This window comes from Streptomyces sp. NPDC000404 (assembly GCF_040300365.1).
In the GTDB taxonomy this organism is placed as follows: Bacteria; Actinomycetota; Actinomycetes; order Streptomycetales; family Streptomycetaceae; genus Streptomyces; species Streptomyces ramulosus.
In genome coordinates this window covers 461,451-478,973 of sequence record NZ_JBEPDN010000002.1, presented here as the reverse complement: position 1 = coordinate 478,973, position 17,523 = coordinate 461,451, and the positions used below count along the sequence as shown (strand labels likewise).

The 17,523-nt window shown below is 74.1% G+C and carries 20 protein-coding genes; 7 read left to right on the top strand and 13 right to left on the bottom strand.

Annotation, left to right across the window (positions count from 1 at the left end):
* Position 1: 1 nt before the first annotated feature.
* From ABT345_RS05220 to ABT345_RS05200, 5 genes are all read right to left on the bottom strand, one after another.
* Positions 2 to 925 carry a DUF6895 family protein gene (locus ABT345_RS05220; protein WP_345082178.1) on the bottom strand — a complete coding sequence of 308 codons (924 nt, stop codon included), beginning with the start codon at positions 923 to 925 and terminating at the stop codon, positions 2 to 4.
* Positions 922 to 1,905 carry a DUF6895 family protein gene (locus ABT345_RS05215; protein ID WP_345082175.1) on the bottom strand — a complete coding sequence of 328 codons (984 nt, stop codon included), beginning with the start codon at positions 1,903 to 1,905 and terminating at the stop codon, positions 922 to 924. The genes ABT345_RS05220 and ABT345_RS05215 overlap by 4 nt, the downstream gene beginning before the upstream one ends.
* A complete protein-coding gene (locus ABT345_RS05210; RefSeq protein WP_345082172.1) occupies positions 1,902 to 2,471 on the bottom strand; it encodes a hypothetical protein in 570 nt (189 codons plus the stop codon). Before ABT345_RS05210 ends, ABT345_RS05215 begins: the two co-directional genes overlap by 4 nt.
* A 143-nt stretch (positions 2,472 to 2,614) precedes the next feature.
* Positions 2,615 to 2,800: a hypothetical protein gene (locus tag ABT345_RS05205; RefSeq protein ID WP_345082169.1), complete on the bottom strand. Its 186-nt coding sequence runs from the start codon at positions 2,798 to 2,800 to the stop codon at positions 2,615 to 2,617.
* 310 nt (positions 2,801 to 3,110) lie between these two features.
* Complete coding sequence (locus ABT345_RS05200) at positions 3,111 to 3,461, bottom strand: nuclear transport factor 2 family protein (RefSeq protein WP_345082166.1); 351 nt, start codon at positions 3,459 to 3,461, stop codon at positions 3,111 to 3,113.
* 117 nt (positions 3,462 to 3,578) lie between these two features.
* Between ABT345_RS05200 and ABT345_RS05195 the strand changes: the two genes are divergently transcribed.
* The 4 genes from ABT345_RS05195 to ABT345_RS05180 all read left to right on the top strand — a co-directional run bounded on the left by ABT345_RS05195 (position 3,579) and on the right by ABT345_RS05180 (position 7,911).
* Positions 3,579 to 4,358 carry a helix-turn-helix domain-containing protein gene (locus tag ABT345_RS05195; RefSeq protein ID WP_345082163.1) on the top strand — a complete coding sequence of 260 codons (780 nt, stop codon included), beginning with the start codon at positions 3,579 to 3,581 and terminating at the stop codon, positions 4,356 to 4,358.
* A 152-nt stretch (positions 4,359 to 4,510) separates the two neighbouring features.
* On the top strand, positions 4,511 to 4,903 hold the full coding sequence (locus ABT345_RS05190) for a TOBE domain-containing protein (RefSeq protein ID WP_345082160.1): 393 nt from the start codon (positions 4,511 to 4,513) through the stop codon (positions 4,901 to 4,903).
* 85 nt (positions 4,904 to 4,988) lie between these two features.
* Positions 4,989 to 5,768 (top strand): molybdate ABC transporter substrate-binding protein, encoded by a 780-nt coding sequence (gene modA / locus ABT345_RS05185; protein ID WP_345082157.1) that lies wholly within the window; start codon positions 4,989 to 4,991, stop codon positions 5,766 to 5,768.
* Positions 5,769 to 5,946: 178 nt separating this feature from the next.
* Positions 5,947 to 7,911 (top strand): ABC transporter permease, encoded by a 1,965-nt coding sequence (locus ABT345_RS05180; protein ID WP_345082154.1) that lies wholly within the window; start codon positions 5,947 to 5,949, stop codon positions 7,909 to 7,911.
* A gap of 18 nt (positions 7,912 to 7,929) precedes the next feature.
* Here the strand turns inward: ABT345_RS05180 and ABT345_RS05175 are convergent, their stop codons facing one another.
* Positions 7,930 to 8,376, bottom strand: coding sequence for a nitroreductase family deazaflavin-dependent oxidoreductase (locus tag ABT345_RS05175; protein ID WP_345082151.1), 447 nt, complete (start codon positions 8,374 to 8,376; stop codon positions 7,930 to 7,932).
* Between the two features lie 103 nt (positions 8,377 to 8,479).
* On the opposite strand from ABT345_RS05175, the gene ABT345_RS05170 reads away from it, so the two are divergent.
* A complete protein-coding gene (locus tag ABT345_RS05170) occupies positions 8,480 to 8,650 on the top strand; it encodes a hypothetical protein (RefSeq protein WP_345082148.1) in 171 nt (56 codons plus the stop codon).
* A 5-nt stretch (positions 8,651 to 8,655) separates the two neighbouring features.
* Here the strand turns inward: ABT345_RS05170 and ABT345_RS05165 are convergent, their stop codons facing one another.
* Positions 8,656 to 9,297: a CatB-related O-acetyltransferase gene (locus ABT345_RS05165; RefSeq protein ID WP_345082550.1), complete on the bottom strand. Its 642-nt coding sequence runs from the start codon at positions 9,295 to 9,297 to the stop codon at positions 8,656 to 8,658.
* Positions 9,298 to 9,479: 182 nt separating this feature from the next.
* On the opposite strand from ABT345_RS05165, the gene ABT345_RS05160 reads away from it, so the two are divergent.
* Positions 9,480 to 10,943, top strand: coding sequence for an APC family permease (locus ABT345_RS05160; protein WP_345082145.1), 1,464 nt, complete (start codon positions 9,480 to 9,482; stop codon positions 10,941 to 10,943).
* A 63-nt stretch (positions 10,944 to 11,006) separates the two neighbouring features.
* On the opposite strand, the gene ABT345_RS05155 is transcribed toward ABT345_RS05160, so the two are convergent.
* From ABT345_RS05155 to ABT345_RS05130, 6 genes are all read right to left on the bottom strand, one after another.
* Entirely contained in the window at positions 11,007 to 12,473 is a 1,467-nt protein-coding gene (locus ABT345_RS05155) for a SulP family inorganic anion transporter (protein WP_351320846.1), read from the bottom strand.
* 17 nt (positions 12,474 to 12,490) lie between these two features.
* Positions 12,491 to 13,093 (bottom strand): carbonic anhydrase, encoded by a 603-nt coding sequence (locus tag ABT345_RS05150; protein WP_345082138.1) that lies wholly within the window; start codon positions 13,091 to 13,093, stop codon positions 12,491 to 12,493.
* 88 nt (positions 13,094 to 13,181) lie between these two features.
* On the bottom strand, positions 13,182 to 13,535 hold the full coding sequence (locus ABT345_RS05145) for a hypothetical protein (protein WP_345082136.1): 354 nt from the start codon (positions 13,533 to 13,535) through the stop codon (positions 13,182 to 13,184).
* A gap of 176 nt (positions 13,536 to 13,711) precedes the next feature.
* Positions 13,712 to 14,233 carry a glycine-rich domain-containing protein gene (locus ABT345_RS05140; protein ID WP_345082133.1) on the bottom strand — a complete coding sequence of 174 codons (522 nt, stop codon included), beginning with the start codon at positions 14,231 to 14,233 and terminating at the stop codon, positions 13,712 to 13,714.
* 26 nt (positions 14,234 to 14,259) lie between these two features.
* Positions 14,260 to 15,495: a phenylacetate--CoA ligase family protein gene (locus ABT345_RS05135; protein WP_345082547.1), complete on the bottom strand. Its 1,236-nt coding sequence runs from the start codon at positions 15,493 to 15,495 to the stop codon at positions 14,260 to 14,262.
* A gap of 92 nt (positions 15,496 to 15,587) precedes the next feature.
* The gene (locus ABT345_RS05130) at positions 15,588 to 15,758 is read right to left on the bottom strand and encodes a hypothetical protein (RefSeq protein WP_345082130.1); all 171 of its coding nucleotides are present in this window, start codon (positions 15,756 to 15,758) and stop codon (positions 15,588 to 15,590) included.
* 631 nt (positions 15,759 to 16,389) lie between these two features.
* On the opposite strand from ABT345_RS05130, the gene ABT345_RS05125 reads away from it, so the two are divergent.
* Positions 16,390 to 17,346 (top strand): hypothetical protein, encoded by a 957-nt coding sequence (locus tag ABT345_RS05125; protein ID WP_345082127.1) that lies wholly within the window; start codon positions 16,390 to 16,392, stop codon positions 17,344 to 17,346.
* Positions 17,347 to 17,523 lie beyond the last annotated feature (177 nt).

Below are 17,523 nucleotides of genomic sequence, written 5' to 3'. Positions count from 1 at the left end.
GTCACAGCGCGTCCGCCAGCGCCCGTGAGGTGGCCATCGCGGAGGCGAACGCGGCGACCAGCGTCGGGTGGTGCACGATGTCGAAGACCGTGGCGGCGTCGCCGTCCGGCATCTCCCGCTGGAGCGGCATCGCCCCGCTCGCGTCCTGCGCCGCCGCGAACCGCTCCCACACCTCCGCGTCCAGCGACGGCCGCGGCAGACAGGCGTCGACGACGAGGAGTTCGCCCAGCAGGTCCCAGTGGCCCAGGTCCGCCCAGTCCTCCAGCCACGCCGGCAGGTAGCGGGTGAGGTAGTCGGCGATCTGCGGCGGGATCCGCTCGGGTACGGCGCCCCAGTTGGTGAGGTGGAAGACGGTGTGGGTCACGTCGTACGCGAGGTGGAGCTGCACCGTCCACGGCTCGGGGCGCTGCGCCAGCCAGGTGCGCGACAGCGCCCGGCCGAAGTCGCCGCTCGGCGGCAGCCCGAGCTTGCGTTCGGCGTTGAGCACGCCGAGGCGCCGGTTGGGCACCATCTCCAGCGCCGACCAGCTCCGCGTCTGGCGCGCCGTGGCGATCGCCCGCTCCAGCCCGGGGTGACGGTGGCCCAGCTCGTGGAAGCTGCCGTAGATCTCCAGGGGGACGGGGGAGAACGGCTCGTCGTGCTGGAGCGCGGCCAGGACGTTGCCGCCGTCGAGCAGCTCACGCCAGGCGAAGTCGAGGAGCTGGCCTGCGCGGTTGCGCTGCTGCGAGCCGGCCACGCCCTCCCGGAACAGCACCTGCATATTGATCACCAACTCGCCGACCGGCTTGAGCCGCTCCAGCAGCGCGCGGTTGGTGGCGCGGTCCTCGGACGTCAGCCGGAAGTGCTCACGGTGGGCGTCGAGCCAGGCCAGGGCCCGGTCGCCGACCTTGTGCAGCAGCGCCGGGGGCGCGGCCGTAACGGTCACGGTGCCGCCTCGCTTTCTGGGCCGGGAGCGGTGGTGCACGCCGCGCCGGAGGTCTCGTTCGGGGCGGTGTCCGCGCCGGCGCGGGCGAGCGTGGCGGCGAACGCGGTCACCAGGGTCGAGTGGTAGCAGGTCAGGAACGGATCGTCGCGGTACGGGACGTCCGCCGGGTCGGCCCGCTCCGGCACGCTCCCGTCGGGCCGCTGCGCCGCGGCCAGGTGGTGCCAGGCCTCCGCCGCGTACCAGGGCCGGGGCAGACACGCGGCGACGGCGAGGAGTTCGCCCACCAGGTCCCACAGCTCCCGCTCCAGCTCGCCCTCCAGCCAGCAGGGCAGCCACAGCCGCAGATAGGCGGCGAACGGCGCGGCCATCCGGTGGCGGGCGCGCCCCCAGTCGGTGAGGTGGAAGACGTCATGGGTCAGGCCGTACGCGGCCCGCAGGTCCAGCAGCCAGGGCTCGGCGCGTACCCCCAGGCCGGTCAGGGCGAACACCGCGGCGGGGTCGGCGTGCGGCGGCAGCCCGATGCGCCGCTCGGCGCCGAGCACGCTGAGCGTACGGGTGTGGTCGCCGCCCGCCACCCGCCAGCGGCGCAGCCCGGTGACGGTGGTGAGCAGGGCGTCGGCCTCCGGATGGCGCAGCCCGGTGCGGGCGAAGACGCCGTACAGCTCCACCGGGTACACCGCCTGCGGCTCGTTGCGCATCAACGCGACGTGGAGCGCGCCTTGCCCGAACTGCTCCCAGGCGAACGCGAACAGCTCCCCGGCCGCCTCCCGCACGTCCGCGCGCGGGTGCAGCTCCTGGATCAGCCGGGCGAGTTCGGCCAGTTCGCCCAGGGGTTTGAGGGTGAGGTTGGGGTCGGCGTCGGTGGTGACGTCGGCGGGCAGGCGGAACCGGTCGCGGTGGGCGCCGAGCCAGCCCAGGGCGCCCGCGGTGACGGAGTCCAGCAGTGCGGGGTCGGCCGCCGCCGGCGGCGGGGCGCTCACTCCCCCCGCCCGTAGAAGCACCGGGCGGCGACGAGGTGCAGGGCCACCCGGGCGTCCCCGCCGCCCATGTGCCCGATGAAGGCGAGCCCGGCGTCCAGCCCGAGCGTCGGCGGCACGCCGGGCAGCCGTGCCAGCCACCGGCCGAGGCCCGCCGCCTGGAGCCAGTCCCGGCGGCGCACCGCGCGCACGAAGCCGCGGGCGAGGTCGTCGGTGCGGGTGGTGAGGGCGTCGGCGAGCGCGGGGGAGAGGCCCGGCAGCGCCAGCGCGGCGAGTTGGGAGGCGCGGTGGGCGAGCTTGGGCCAGGGGTCGGCCTCGACCCAGCCCGCCGCGGCGTCCGGCGGCTGCGGCCAGCGGTCGGGGCCGCCGGGCAGGAACGCATGGGATGCCTCGACCAGGCCCCGGTAGCTCCAGACCGAGACCGCCGAGGCGTCGGCGCCCGGCGGGAACGCGGCCAGCGCCGCCTGGACGACGCCGCGGTCCTCGTGCCCCGCCGCCGGGGTGTGGTGGTCGGCCGCGTACGGTGCGAGCGCGTCGGCGCCCAGGACGCGGACGGCCGCCGGTGCCAATGCGTCACTCTGCCGCAGTACGCGGGAGAGCGCATAAGGGCCGCCCTCACCCCGGAGGGCGAGGGCGACCCCTGATGCGGCATCGGCGATCACAGTGCTCAGGGATCCGGATCCCTCGGCCTGTTCTACCAATGCACTACCTTTCAGCGCGCGTCCGGCTTGGGCCGGGGTGTGGGGGGTGACGCCAGCAGGAGGGCGGCGAGGAGCGCCGCCCCGGCACACTCGCGGCTGTCCCGGAAGACGCCGTCCGGCTCGGTGGAGTCCAGCAGGTCCTCGACCTCGACGGCGAGGGTCACCGACTCGACCGAAGTGATGCGATCCGTGGTCATGGGATCATCTCCTTCTACGGCAGTGACTTCACTCTTACATCGCCCTTAATCGCCCGCAATCGGAAGAAAAGGGCGCTGTGGCCGGGCGGGGGACCCGGCGCCGGGACGGACGACGGCATGTCAGGCCCGCCCGGCCCGGGGCCCGGCCCGCAAGCCGGAAACGCAGCGGCAGGCCGCCGCGGGATGCGGGGCCTGCCGCTGCCGTTCCGCCGGCGGGCATTGGTCCGGTGCGGTGCGGGTACCCCCGGTCGGGTGACTCCGCGTCAGGGGCGTTTGCGGACCGCAGCGTTGGCGAACCGGCGCGGTCCTCTCATGCCGGCACCTTGTCCAGGAAGCCGTGGACGTCCTGGATCCGGCCCGACGCGTCCAGTACGAGGACGTCGAAGCCGATCACCAGCGGCTCGGCGCCCTCCGGGCCCAGCCCCCAGCGGAAGCGCGCCCGGCGGTGGTGCGCGTCGACCTCGCCGACCTGCGTGAACACGAACCCGGGGAACTGCGCGTGGACGCCGTCGACGACCGCCGCGATCCCCTCGTGGCCGGCGACCTCGGCCAGCGGGTCGGTGTAGGTCGCCTCGGGCGACCAGTGCGCGGCGAGCAGCTCCGCCCGCTCGTCACCGGTCGCGTTCCAGGTGGCCAGGTACTGCTGCACGATCGCCTGCATGGTGTTTCTCCCGTTCGTTCCGTGGGGCCGATGACCGAAATCCTGTCCCGGACCGGCCGCCCGGGCCATGACCTCGGAGGTCATGGCCGTCCGGACACGAGCACCTAGTCTCCTGGTATGAGCGTTGCAGTCGAAGTCCCGCCGGTCGGTGTGCTGTTGCGTACCTGGCGCGAGCGCCGCCGGTTCAGTCAGCAGGAGCTGTCCAACCGCTCGCGGGTCTCCACCCGGCACCTCAGCCGGGTCGAGACCGGCAAGGCGCACCCGACGCCGGAGATGCTCCTGCGTCTCTCCGACAACCTCGATGTGCCACTGCGCGAGCGCAACCGGCTCCTGCTGGCCGCCGGATACGCCCCGCGCTACCAGGACCGCGCCTGGGACGACGCGTCGATCACGGTGGTGATGGACGGGCTGCGCCGCCTCCTCGACGCCCATCTGCCCTACCCCGCACTCCTGTTGGACGACCACTGGGACATCGTCGACGCCAACGCCGCCGTCGATCGGCTGCTGGCCGGCTGCGCGCCGGAGCTGCTGGAACCGCCGGTCAACGTGGTCCGGGTCTGCCTCCACCCCGACGGACTGGCCCGCCGGATCGGCAACCTCGCCGAGTGGGGCGGCCATCTGCTCCAGCAGGTCGGCCACCGCGCCGAGCGCACCCACGACCCGCGCCACCGCGAGCTGGCCGCGGAGATCGCCGGATACCTCGGCGCCCCCAAGGCCGCCGCCTTTGCCACGGGCCCGGTCATCACCCTCGAAATCGACGCCGACGGCCACCCGCTCCGCTTCTTCAGCACCTCCGCCACCCTCAGCACCGCCACCGACGCCGCCCTGGAAGGGCTCCATCTGGAAACCTTCCTGCCCGCCGACGACGGGACCCGGCGCCGGTTCGACGGACGGTAGGCCGGACGGGCCCCGGCCCGGACGCCGGTGGCCGGGCGGCGACGGGCCCGCCCGGCGGCCACCCGAGGAACCTCCGAGCCACCTCGCAGCTGCCCCGGTGGATCACCCGAAGGGATTGCAGATGCGCGAGAATCCCGCATATCTTTCCGCATATGCAGTCCTACACCATCGGCCGCGCCGCGCGGCTGCTGGGCGTCAGCCCGGACACCGCGCGCCGCTGGGCCGACGCCGGGCGGATCGCCACCCACCGCGACGAGAACGGCCGCCGGCTGATCGACGGCCGTGACCTCGCCGCCTTCGCCGTCGAGAACGGCCGCGGCGACACCGTCGAGGAGGGGTCCTACACCTCCGCCCGCAACGCCTTCCCCGGCATCGTCACCGCCGTCACCCTCGGCGATGTGGCGGCCCAGGTGGAGATCCAGGCCGGGCCGCACCGCCTCGTCTCCCTGCTCACCCGGGAAGCCGTCGAGGAACTCGGCCTGGAGGTCGGCGCGGAGGCCACCGCCCGGGTCAAGGCCACCAGCGTGCACATCGACCGCGCCTGAGCCACGCCCGCACCCGGCGCCGCCGCGCCGCCCGTCCCGCCCGCCCGGGGCGCCCCGCACCGCCCCGCTTCCCGAGGAGCCCGCCATGCCGCCCGCCGTGACCCGTCGCCGCGCCGCCGCACTCGTGACCGCCGCCCTGCTCGCCCCGCTCGCCGCCTGCGGCACCGGCCAGGGGACGGACACGAAGGACGGCGCCGCCCGGACCGAACTGACCGTCCTCGCCGCCGCCTCCCTCACCGATGTCTTCAAGACGGCGGGCGCCGCGTACGAGCACGCGCACCCCGGCACCACGGTGCACTTCTCCTTCGCCGGCTCGCAGGAACTGGCCGCTCAGGTCCGCCAGGGCGCACCCGCCGACGCGCTGGTCACCGCCGACACCAAGACGATGGACGGGCTCCGCGCCGACACCGGCAAGCCGACCGTCATCGCGAGGAACCGCCTGGTCATCGCCGTCGGCAAGGGCAACCCGAAGAAGATCCAGGACCTGAAGGACCTCACCGGCTCCGGGGTGAAGGTGGTGCTCGCCGCCCCCGCGGTGCCCGTCGGGCGGTACAGCGAGCAGGTGCTCGGCAAGCAGCATCTGACGGTGCGGCCGGTCTCCCAGGAGCCCAACGTCCGCGCGGTGCTCAGCAAGGTCGAACTCGGCGAGGCGGACGCCGGGATCGTCTACAGGACGGACGCGGCCACCGCACCCGGCAAGGTCGAGGCGATCTCCCTCCCCGATGCGCAGAACGCCGTCGCCGACTACCCCGCCGCCACCCTCAAGTCCTCCCGGCACACAGCCGACGCCGCCGCGTTCGTGAAGTGGCTCGCCGGCCCCGAGGCCCAGCAACTCCTCCGCAAGGCCGGCTTCCAGCAGCCCTGACCCGCCGCCGCGGGCCCCGGCCACGGCAGGCCCCGGCCCGCGGCGCGGCGGTTCCGCGGCACGGTGGCGGGCGGAGCCGAGCCGGACGAGCCCGCCGCCGGCACCCTCCGGGGCGTGTCCGCGAAAGCCCCGCCCGGCGCGGACCCGCCCCGGCGCCCGCCCCACCACAGGAGCCCCCATGATCTCCCGCCACCCCGCGCGCTCCCGGCGGCCCGGAGCCCGCACGCCCGTGGCCCTCGCGGCGCCCGCGCTGCTGGCCGTGGCGTTCTTGCTGATGCCGCTCGTCGGCATCCTCGCCCGCACCCCCTGGAGCGCACTGGGCACCCACCTCACCAGCCTCGGCGTCACCGAGGCGCTGCGGCTGTCGCTGCTGGTCTCCTTCTGGGCGCTGGGCCTGTCGCTGCTGCTCGGGGTGCCGCTCGCCTGGCTGCTGGCGCGCGTCACGTTCCCCGGGAAGGCGCTGGTGCGCTCGCTGGTGCTGCTGCCGATGGTGCTGCCGCCGACCGTCGGCGGCGTCGCGCTGCTCCTCGGCTTCGGCCGCCGCGGCGTCCTCGGCCCCTGGCTGGAGGACACCTTCGGGCTCACCCTGCCCTTCCACACCTCCGGCGCCGTCGTCGCCGCCACCTTCGTCGCCATGCCGTTCCTGGTCATCAGCCTCGAAGGCGCCCTCGCCGGACTCCGCCCCGCCTACGAGGAGACCGCCGCCTCCCTCGGCGCCTCACCGGTACGCGTCTTCGTCACCGTCACCCTCCCGATGATCGCGCCGGGCCTCGCCGCGGGCGCCGCCCTGACCTGGGCCCGGGCCCTCGGCGAATTCGGCGCCACCATCACCTTCGCCGGCAACCTGCCCGGCACCACCCAGACGCTGCCGCTCCAGGTCTACCTGCTGCTCCAGGACTCCCCGGAGGCCGCCACCTCGGTCTCCCTGCTGCTCCTCGCCATCGCCATGGCCGTCCTGGTGGCCCTGCGCGGCCGCTGGGCCGGCGCCCCCGCCCGCCGCACACCCCGCCGCCCGGCCCCGGCCGACCGGCCGGGCGCCACCGCCACCCCCGACGGCGCCACGCCCCCGGACCCGGACCACGGCGGCTCCGCCCCCGCGCCCGAGGACCGCCACGCCCTCCACGCCGACGTCACCGGCTTCACCACCCTCACCCTCGACGCCGCCCCCGGCACCACCCTCGCCGTCGTCGGCCCCAACGGCGCGGGCAAGACCACCCTGCTGCGCGCCCTGCTCGGCCTCACCCCGCGCGCCCGCGCCGACCTGCGCCTCGGCGACCTCGACGCCACCGCGCTGCCGCCGCACCGCCGCGGCGTCGCCTGGGTCCCCCAGGACGGCGCGCTCTTCCCGCACCTGAGCGCCCTGCGCAACACCGCCTACGGACTGCGCGCCCGCGGCGTCCCGCGCGCTGCGGCCCGCCGCGCGGCCCAGGAGTGGCTGGACCGGCTCGGCGTCGGCGCGCTCGCCCACCGCCGCCCCGGCCAGCTCTCCGGCGGCCAGGCCCAACGCGTCGCCCTGGCCCGCGCGCTGGCGGCCCGCCCCCGGCTGCTGCTCCTCGACGAACCGCTCGCCGCCCTCGACCAGACCACCCGCGCCCACGTCCGCCACACCCTCCGCCGCCACCTCGCGGGCTTCGGCGGCGTCTGCCTGATCGTCACCCACGACCCGGTGGAGGCGGTGTCGCTCGCCGACCGGGTGCTGGTCCTCGACGCCGGTCTCGCCCTCCAGGACGCGCCGCCCGCCGAGGTCACCCGCAGCCCGCGTTCCCCGTGGGTCGCCCGGATGCTGGGCCGCAACGCCTGGCCGGGCACCACCACCGCCGACGGCCTCGCCCTCGACGGCGGCGGCCGCGTCATCGCCGCCGACCCGCTGCCCGAAGGCGCCGCGGCGCTCGCGATCCTGGCGCCCGAGGCGGTCTCCGTCCACCGCGAACGGCCCGCGGGCAGCCCCCGCAACGTCTGGCCCGGCACCGTACGCGAGATCACCGCCGCGGGCTCCCGGCTGCGGATCCAGATCGCCTCGTCCGCCACCCCCGACCTGGTCGCGGAGGTCACCCCGCAGGCCGCCGCCGAACTGGAACTGGCCGACGGCGCCGCCGTGTGGACGAGCGTCAAGGCGACGGAGGTCTCCCTCGTCGCCCTGTGACGCGGCCGGCCCGCCCGGTCAGTGCGGCCGCTCGGCCGCCTCCAGCACGAAGACCGGGATCGTCCGGTCGGTCTTCTTCTGGTAGTCGGCGTAGTCCGGGAACGCGTCCACCGCCCGCGCCCACCACTCGGCCTTCTCGGCGCCGTGCACCTCACGCGCCGTCATGTCCAGCCGCTTCGGCCCGTCCTGCAGCTCCAGCCGGGGATCGGCCTTCAGGTTGTGGTACCAGACCGGGTGCTGCGGCGCGCCGCCGAGCGAGGCCACCGCCGCGTACCGGCCGTTGTGCTCCACCCGCATCACCGGCGACTTGCGCAGCTTCCCGCTCCTCGCGCCCTTGGTGGTCAGCACCACCACCGGCATCCCGCGCAGGGTCGTGCCCTGCTGCCCGCCGGAACTCTCGATCAACTCCACCTGCTCGCGCACCCAGGGCGTCGGGCTCGGCTCGTACTCGCCCTCAAGAGGCATCGGGTCTCCTCGTCCTCGTCGTCACAGCACTGTCGGGCCGCCGCGCGGCGGCCCGTTCCACTCAACACCGGCGCCCCACGATTCACTCCCCAACCGGGCGTTCGTGTCGCACCGCCGCCCCGAGGCCGGGCCCTGCCCCGACCACCACAGCCCCCACCACCGCCGCCCCGAGCATGCCCCCGCCCAGATCGGCCGCCTGAAGGTCACCAAGTTCTGGTACGACCTGGCGGACGGCGGCGCCACCTTCGACGCGGTCGTGTGGGAGAAGGGATAAGGGCCTCACCCCCGCGGCGCCGCCGCCTCCAACTCCTCGATGCTGCCCGACATCAGCGTGCGGACGTGCGCGGTGAGGTGCTCGGCGGGCCAGTCCCACCAGGCGACGGCCAGCAGGCGGGCGATGTCCGCTTCGCTGTGGCGGGTGCGCAGGAGGCGGGCCGGATTGCCGCCGACGATGCCGTAGTCGGGGACGTCGGAGGTGACGACCGCACCGGCGCCGATGATCGCGCCGTGGCCGATGCGGACACCGGGCAGCACCGTCGCGCCGTGCCCGAACCAGACGTCGTGGCCGACGACGGTGTCGCCGCGGTTCGGCAGCCCGGCGAGCAGGTCGAAGTGGTCGGCCCAGGCGCCGCCCATCGTCGGGAACGGGAAGGTGGAGGGGCCGTCCATCCGGTGGTTGGCGCCGTTCATCAGGAACCGCACACCGGTGCCGAGCGCGCAGAACTTGCCGATGACCAGCTTCTCCGGCCCGTAGTGATAGAGCACATTGCGCGTCTCGAACGCCGTCGCGTCCTCGGGGTCGTCGTAGTACGTGAACTCCCCGACCTCGATCAGCGGGGACGTCACCAGCGGCTTCAGCAGCACCACCCGCGGCTGCCCGGGCATCGGGTGGAGGGTCGTGGGATCGGGCGGTACGGGCATGGCGGGCGGCTCCTCGGTGTCGGCTGCGGGACGGCCGTCCATGATCACCCACCGGGCCGCCCGGCACACCCGAATTCCCGCGGGCGTACGTCCGCCCCGCGCCCCGCGCCCTTCCGCACCGCGCCGCCGCCCCCGTACGGTCGCCCCGCACGCCGCCCGACGACGCCCGATGAGGACCGCACATGCCCGCCCAGCAGCCCGCCGCCACCGCCCCGGCGGCCGCCCCCACCCTCGAACGCGGCGCCATCGGCACGGGTGACCTCGTCTTCTTCGTCGTCGCCGCGGCCGCGCCGCTCACCGTCATGGCGGGCGCCGCCCCCGTCGCCATCGGCATGGCCGGCCCGGCCGTCCCGCTCGGCTATCTCGTCGCCGGGCTGCTCCTCATCGTCTTCGCCGCCGGATTCACCGCGATGAGCCGCCACGTCCGCAACGCCGGAGCCTTCTCCGCCTACATCGGCCGTGGCCTGGGACGCCCGGCCGGCGCCGGTGCCGCCTACGTCGCGCTGCTCGCCTACAACGCGCTGGAGGTGGGGCTGCTCGCCGCGTTCGGCCACTTCACGGCGGCGGCGTTCGCGGACCTCACCGGAGTCCGCGTCGCCTGGTGGCTCTGGGCGCTCGGCGGGCTCGTCGCCATCGGCGTCCTCGGCTACCTCCGGGTCACCCTCGGCGCGAAGGTGCTCGGCGTCGCGCTCGTCCTGGAGGTGGCGGTCCTCCTCGTCCTGGAGACCGGAATCCTCGCGCACGGCGGCGGACCCGCCGGGCCGGACCTCACCGTCCTCGCACCCGCCCGCCTCGCCGCCCCCGGCACCGGCGGCATGTTCGTCCTCGCGATTGGCGCCTTCGTCGGCTTCGAGGCGACGGCCCTCTACGCCGAGGAGACCCGCGACCCGGCCCGCGCCGTGCCCCGCGCCACCTGCCTCGCCGTCGCCTTCCTCGCGCTCTTCTACACCCTCACCACCTGGCTGATCATCAGCGCCTACGGGGCCGACCAGGTCCAGGACCTCGCGCGCGGCCCCGGCGGCACCGATCTGTTCTTCACCGCCGCCACCCGCTTCGTCGGCGCCCCGTCCGCCGACGTCATGCGGTTCCTCCTCGTCACCAGCGCCTTCGCCGCCACCCTCGCCTTCCACAACGCCGCCACCCGCTACGGCTACGCCCTCGGCCGCGAGGGGCTGCTGCCCCGCCGCCTCGGCACCGTCTCGGCCCGCACCCGCGCACCCGCCGTCGCCGTCCTCGCCCAGTCCGCCTGCGCGCTGGTGACCGTGGTCCTCACCGCCGTGGCGGGCGCCGATCCGTACACGGTGACGTTTCTGTGGACCAGCGGCACCGGAATCGTCGGCGTGATGGTGCTCCAGGCGCTCGCCGCGGCGGCGGTGTTCGGCTTCTTCCGGGCCGACCGGCGCGGGCTGCCCCGGTGGCGGGTGGTGGCCGCGCCGCTCGTGGCGTGCTGCGGGCTCACGGCCCTGACTGTCCTCGTCTGCCGCAACTTCACCCTGCTCACCGGCGCCTCACCCGGTGTCAACGCCGCCCTGCTCGCCCCGCTGCCCCTCGCCGGCGCCGCCGGCGTCGCCGTGGCGCTGCGCATCCGCCGCCGCGACCCGGCCGCGTACACCAGGCTCACCACCGTCGACGCGGACCGCGACTGACCGCACGCACCGGTGCCCCGGACCCGCCGAGGAGGGCCCGGGGCACCGGTGGTCACCGCGGCGTCAGGACGCCAAAGCCGCCTCCGGGCGGACCCGGCGGCGCTGCTGCGACCAGCTGTGCAGCGCGGTGGCGCAGGCGTGGTCGAGATGGCGCAGCGCGCTCAGGTCCAGCTCGACCTCGCGGCCCGGCGGCAGCTCGGCCAGCTGATCCAGCAGCTTCGGCAGCCGCAGGAACGTCGCATTGCCCACGGCCCGCACCCGGATCGGCGCGTCCCCGTCGGGCACCTCGATCTCCAGCTGCACCTGCGAGGTGTCCCAGGCGGTCTTGGCGACGGCCAGCAGCAGACCGATCAGCACGCCCTCGAACATGTTGACCGTGACGATCGCCACCGCCGTCACCAGCAACACCAGCGCCTCACCGCGGTGTTCCCGCCACAGCGGCCGCAGCTCGCGCAGCGGGATCAGCTTCCACCCGGCGTGCACCAGCACCCCCGCCAGCGCCGCGACCGGCACCACGCCCAGCGCCGCCGGGAACGCCGCCGCGAACAGCAGGATCCACACCCCGTGCAGCACCCGCGACGCCTTCGTCCGCCCGCCCGCCTGCACATTGGCGGCGCTGCGCACGATCACCGCGGTCATCGGCAGCGCGCCGAGCACCCCGCACACCGCGTTGCCTGCGCCCTGCGCCATCAGCTCCTTGTCGTAGTCGGTCTTCGGGCCGTCGTGCAGCCGGTCCACCGCCGCCGCGCTGAACAGCGACTCCGCCGAGGCGATCAGGGTGAACGAGAGGACCGTGCCCAGCACCAGCGGCTCGGTCAGCCGCCCGATGTCGGCGAGCGAGGGCGGCTGCACGGCCGCCAGCAACCCGCTGACCTCGACCCGCGCCACCGGCAGCTCCAGGACGAACACCGCGGCGGTGGCGAGCAGCACGGCGGCCAGCGGCGCCGGGAGCACCCGCGCCGCCCGCCGCCAGCGCGGCCACAGCACCAGCACCGCGATGGTGCCCGCACCGACCGCGAACGCGGTGGCGGCGCCGCCGTCCCGGGCCGTCTCCCAGGCCAGCCGGGGCAGCCCCGCGAGGTTGGCGAGGCCGTCACCGGGCGCCTTGGCGTCGGTGAGGGTGTAGAGCTGTCCGGCTATCAGCACCAGCCCGATACCGGCCAGCATGCCCTGGACGACGGCGACCGAGATCGCCCGGAACCACCGCCCCAGCCGCAGTGCGCCCATGAGCAGTTGCAGCGCCCCGGCGGCCAGGACGATGGCGCCCAGCGCCCCCAGCCCGTACGCCTGCACCGCTTCGTACACGAGGACGGTCAGTCCGGCCGCCGGGCCGCTGACCTGGAGGCTGCTGCCGGGCAGCAGGCCCGTCAGCAGACCGCCGACGATGCCGGTGATCAGGCCGAGTTCGGCGGGGACGCCGGAGGCCACCGCGACGCCCACGCAGAGCGGCACGGCGACGAGGAAGACGACGAGGGATGCGGCGAAGTCCGCCCGGAGGGACGGGAGTCGGTTCACTGTCAGTCGATTCATGGTGGGAGGTCCCGCCTTCACAGCGGGAGGAACGAGTCGGTCGCCGGGTCGTGCACGGTGACCCGGCCGGTGTGGACCTCGTAGAACCAGCCGTGCAGCCCCACGGAGCCGGTCGCCAGCCGTTCGCGCACGCTCGGGTAGGCGCGCAGCCGGTCGACCTGTTCGCAGACATGGCGGCGGACGGCGTTGGCCGCGGCCGGTTCCGCGTCGTGGGGCAGCGAGTCGGAGAGTTCCTGGCTGAGCCAGTCGCGGACGTCGGGCGCCGCGGTCAGGTCCTCGCCGCGGCTGCGGGCACCGACCGCGCCGCAGTGCGAGTGGCCGCAGACGACGATGTCGGCGACCTCCAGGACCCGCATGGCGTACTCGATCGTGGCGGCCTCGGAACTCGCCGCCCGGCCGGGGGCGTAGAGGGGCACGGCGTTGCCCGCCGTGCGCAGTTCGAAGAGTTCCCCGGGGCGCGCGCCGGTGATCAGCGACGGGATGACCCGGGAGTCGGAGCAGGTGATGAAGAGGGCGAGCGGCGACTGACCGGCGGCCAGCCGGCCGTAGGTCTCCCGCTCCTCCTGGAGATCGGCGATACGGGCACTGTGGCCCCGGGCGTGCTGGATGAAGGTGTCCATGAGGACAGGGCTCCTGCTGATGAGGGTGGGCCGTGGAACACCGCCCGAGGGCGGCGGGAACGCAGGGTGCGGTCGGTCCGTGAAGTGCTCAGCAGCGGAAGACGCAGTGCAGGACGGAGCGTGCGGACGGCCGCGCTCTGCCGTCGCCGGGCCGCGGCGGCACACCGGGCCCGCACGTCGCGGGTGCCCGGACGCCCGCGGCGCGGTCCGGCGCCGCCGGGGCGTCCGGGAACGGCAGCGGCTCGGCGTGGCGGGGGCCGCGCCGCACTCCGTGGCCGCGTTCCGTCTCACGTTCGGCGAGTTCACCGTTGGTGTAGCTCGGGGAGCCCAGGGCGGGCGGCGCCGCCGTGGCGGAGCCGGTGGCGGGCGTCGCGACCGCGGCGGACGCGGTCGGCGCCGCGACGCCCAGCAGGAAGAGGAGGAGCACGGCGAGCGTGGTCATCGGTCGTACGGCCGGCCGGTGTCGGCCCGGCGTGTTCTTGTCCCGGCGCATCATCGCCTCTCGGTCTCGGCCGGCCCGCGGGGGGCCGGGCGTGGTCGGGTGTACGGATCAACGGATCAACGGGCGGAAGGGTGCGCCGCCGGGGCGGCGTGACCGGGCGCCCGCGCCCCGGTCGGTCAGGCGGCGGCCGGCGCCAGGGCGGAGATCTCCGCCAGCGGCATCGCCAGCCGTTGGTGCAGGAAGCGCACGATCGTCCAGTGCGGCAGCGCGCCCTCGTCGAACGGGCCGAACGCCGCGCAGTACAGCGGGATCCACCGCAGCGCCTCCTCCAGCACCTGCTCGCGACCGGGCTCCTGCCGGTAGTCCTCGTACGCGATCGAGCGGTGCTCGATGAGGAACCGGCCGGGCAGCCGCTCCTCGCACAGCGCGCGGTACTCGCGGGTCTGGAGGATCAGGTAGTGCCAGATCTCGTCGATCTCCTGCTCCACGGGGAGGAAGAGACCGCCGAGCCGGTCGTGGTGGCGCGAGACGAGATAGAGGTAGCGCAGGCACTCGGTCACCTGCCGCTCGACGAACTCCCGGGGCGCGCCGGTGGTGTGCGTGAAGTGGGCGACGACCTCGGCGTGCAGCTCCGCGCCGAGCAGCGCGGTGAGGTCGTCGGCGGTCAGGACGGCGGGCGGGGGAGCGGTGGCGGTCATGGTTCTCCCGTGGGGCGGTTCGGGGCTCAGGCGCCGGTGGCGAGCCAGGCGTACTTGCCGGAGGCGCCGATCGGCAGCTGGTCGTGGTGCTCGGCGCGGCAGCCGCGGCCGGTCAGTTCGCGGATCTGGTCCTCCAGGGCGGTGCGCTCCGCGGCGGTCAGCGGCGCCCCGTCGAACGTGGTGTACGCGAGGTGGGCCGGGCCGTCGCCGGTCCGCAGTTGGTACAGGAAGATCCGGGGGCTGGCGGCCCCGACCCGGTCGTCGAGATCGCCCTGCGCCACCGGCCCGTGCGCGGTCGCCAGCAGCTCCTTCTCCCGCCCGCAGAACTTCACGATCCGCGCCGGGTCCGGCACTCCGTCCTCGGTGCGGACGCAGTCCCCGGAGCGGTAGCGCACCAGCGGCATGTACGGGTTGCGGATGCTGGTGACGATGAGCTGGTAGATCTCGCTGCCCGGGGCGACGGGCAGCAGCTCGATGCTCATCCCCTCCAGGTGCGGGCGGTAGCGGCCGCGGCGGTCGCCGGAGAAGAGGTAGCCCAGCTCGGTGCTGCCGAACAGGTCGATGACGGGGCAGGCGAAGTGCTGCGCCAGGAAACGGCGGACGTTCACCGGCGTGTACTCGTACGCGTGGATGATGCTGGCCGGCGGCGGGAACGCGTCCCACAGGCCCCACCTGCCGATCTTCAGCAGCAGATGCGCCAGGTGGTAGCCGGAGCAGTCGAGGTGGTACCAGCCGCGCGGATGGGCCTGCCGCGCCGCGTCGATCTCCCCGAGCATCCGCAGGACCTCGTCGCGCTCCCAGAGCGCCGGGTCGAGCCGGAGGTTGACGTACGAGGTCCGGGAGTCGAGCCGCCGGTCGGCGGGGGCGGGGCGGGGATCGGGTGCGGCGTCGCGCTTGGCGGCGTTGACGCGTGCGACGTGCTCGGTGGCCAGCACGGTGGTCAGCGACACCCGGCGGCAGCCCTCCTGCCAGGTGTGCGCGATGTCCGGGTGCTCGCTCCACAGCTGGTAGTAGGAGCGCAGCAGGAAGTAGGGCGGGCGGATGATCTGCATCCGGGCGTGGTTCGTGCCGGTGGACAGCACGAACTCGGCGTCGCCGTTCTCCAGGGCGCGGGCCAGCGCGGGCGTCATCCAGTTGTCGGGGAAGCCGCGGGCGATCTCCGGCTTGTCGAGCAGGGGGAAGTGCCCCCGCGCCAGCGAGTCGCGGTAGATCGGGATGTCCTTGATCTGCGCGCGGACCTCGGCCGTCGGCTGGCCGTCCAACTCCATTGCGTACCTTCACAAGTGCTCGGAAACGGGCGCCCGGCGGGAGGCGACGGGCACGGGGCCGTCGCCTCCCGGGGCGGTGGGGGCGGTCAGGAGACGCAGCCGGCCTTCGCCGCGCTGACACAGCCGGCCTTGGGGGCGGCGCTGATGCAGCCGGTCTTCGGCGTGGCGCTGACGCACCCGCCCTTGACCGCGGAGTTGGCGGCCAGCCAGCCCTGCCAGATGTCGTCCTGCGCCATCTTCTTGATGAGCTGCTCCATGTCGGCCTCCAGGGCGTTCGTGGGTGGTGGGGTGGGGGTGTACGGCGCCGGACGCCGCCGCACCCCTCGAAAGTAAAAGGATCACCAAGTGAGTGTCAATGAACGGCAATCTGACGGGCTCGTGAATGCCGTTCCGCGCGCCATCTTTGGCGCAATTCCGTCACTCGGTACGGGTGGCGGGGCGGCGTCGGGGTTCGCCTCGCCGGCGGCTCGGCCGCGCCGTTCAACGGGTGGGCGGTCGTGGGGCGTTGGAGACGCTCCGACCTGCGGCCCCTTCGCCGGTCCCGGGCGGGGCGCCGAAGGGCGCGGCGTCAGGGCGGCGACCTGGTATGACACCTCATCAGATATGAGGATTGTGAAAAGAAGTGCATATGCCGATCGGTTGACACTCTCCTTCCTTGAATGGTGAAGAAGAGTGATCCGAGGGTTCGAAGGGTGACGGGATAACCCCTCGAATGGGTGGGGCAAAAGGTACGGAAGTCGATATACCCGGCGACTATTTTCGCTCTCACTTGTAGGTGAGTAGGGTGTGCCCCGCCACGGCCGGATCGGGGGAAACGATCCGGCTTAATTCGGCGCGTGGGGAATGTGAGCGGGGGGACGATGACGCCTTCAGGACCAGGAGGGGCTCATGGCGGCGGGCTCATTCGAAGGGCAGTACGTGTGGAGTCCGGCGGCCAATGACCGGCAGTTGGCACAGGCGTGCATGGATGTCAGGGCGGGCCGGTACTTCAGCGCACATGAGGTACTCAAAGAGGCTCGGGGGGATTTCGAGGTCCGGGCGCACCGGTCGCTGGTGCTGGCATCGGAAGCCGCCGACTCGGACCTGTCGGAACGCTGGATAGCGGAAGAACCCGGCCCGGAAGCCGCACTCATGTGGGCGCGGGTCGCGATGATCCGGGCATTGCGCATGGCGGATACCGACGACCGGCGGCACGAAGCCCTGGTGCGTATCGCGCGGACGGCGGCCGAGCGCGCCGCCCAGATGCTGCCCGACGATCCCACCCCCTGGGTCTGCCAACTCGCGCTCTCGCGCTTTCAGCGCCCCCGTGACCCGGCGCCGCAGGGCCTGCTCACCGCGCCCACCGGGCCCTGGTACCTCTTCGCCCACATCCTGCGCATCGACCCCTGGCACCGCGAGGCCCACCACCGCTTCCTCGCCTTCTTCTTCAGCCGCAACGGCGGCTCGGCGAGCGCCAGCTGGGACGTCGCCGCCTTCCTCGGGCAGCGCGCCGCGGCCTCCTCGCCGCTGCGGCTGTTGCCGCTGGTCGCGCTGGTCGACGAGTACAACCCGACGGCGCTGCTGGCCGACCGCACCTGGGAGCAGCCGCAGTGGACCAGCACCGCGCTGAGCATCCACCGCCACTGGTTCCCGCACGTGGCCGACTACCGCTTCGTGCCGGTGGTCGACCTCTCCTATCTCGCGCATGCGCTGTTCATGGCGAAGCGCGAATTCGAGGCGCGCGAGGTCTTCACGGCGATGGGGCCCTATGCGGCCCGTATGCCGTGGAGCGCCTTCGGGCCGCCCGAAGAACAATTGACGAAGGCCAGGCGCTCCTGCGGTCTCCCGGTCCCCGGAGCCGCCTGAGCGCATTTCCCCTTCCATCGCGGACACCTGCGTGAGATCCGACGTGTAACCGATAGCGCCGAAAGTGCGACTGTTCGCCCCCACCGAAGTCCCCCTATCAGCTCTGTCAGAAAGGATACGGTAGTGTCCGAACGCATTGCGCCGCCCCGCCTGAAAACGCCTCCACCGGTGGATTCC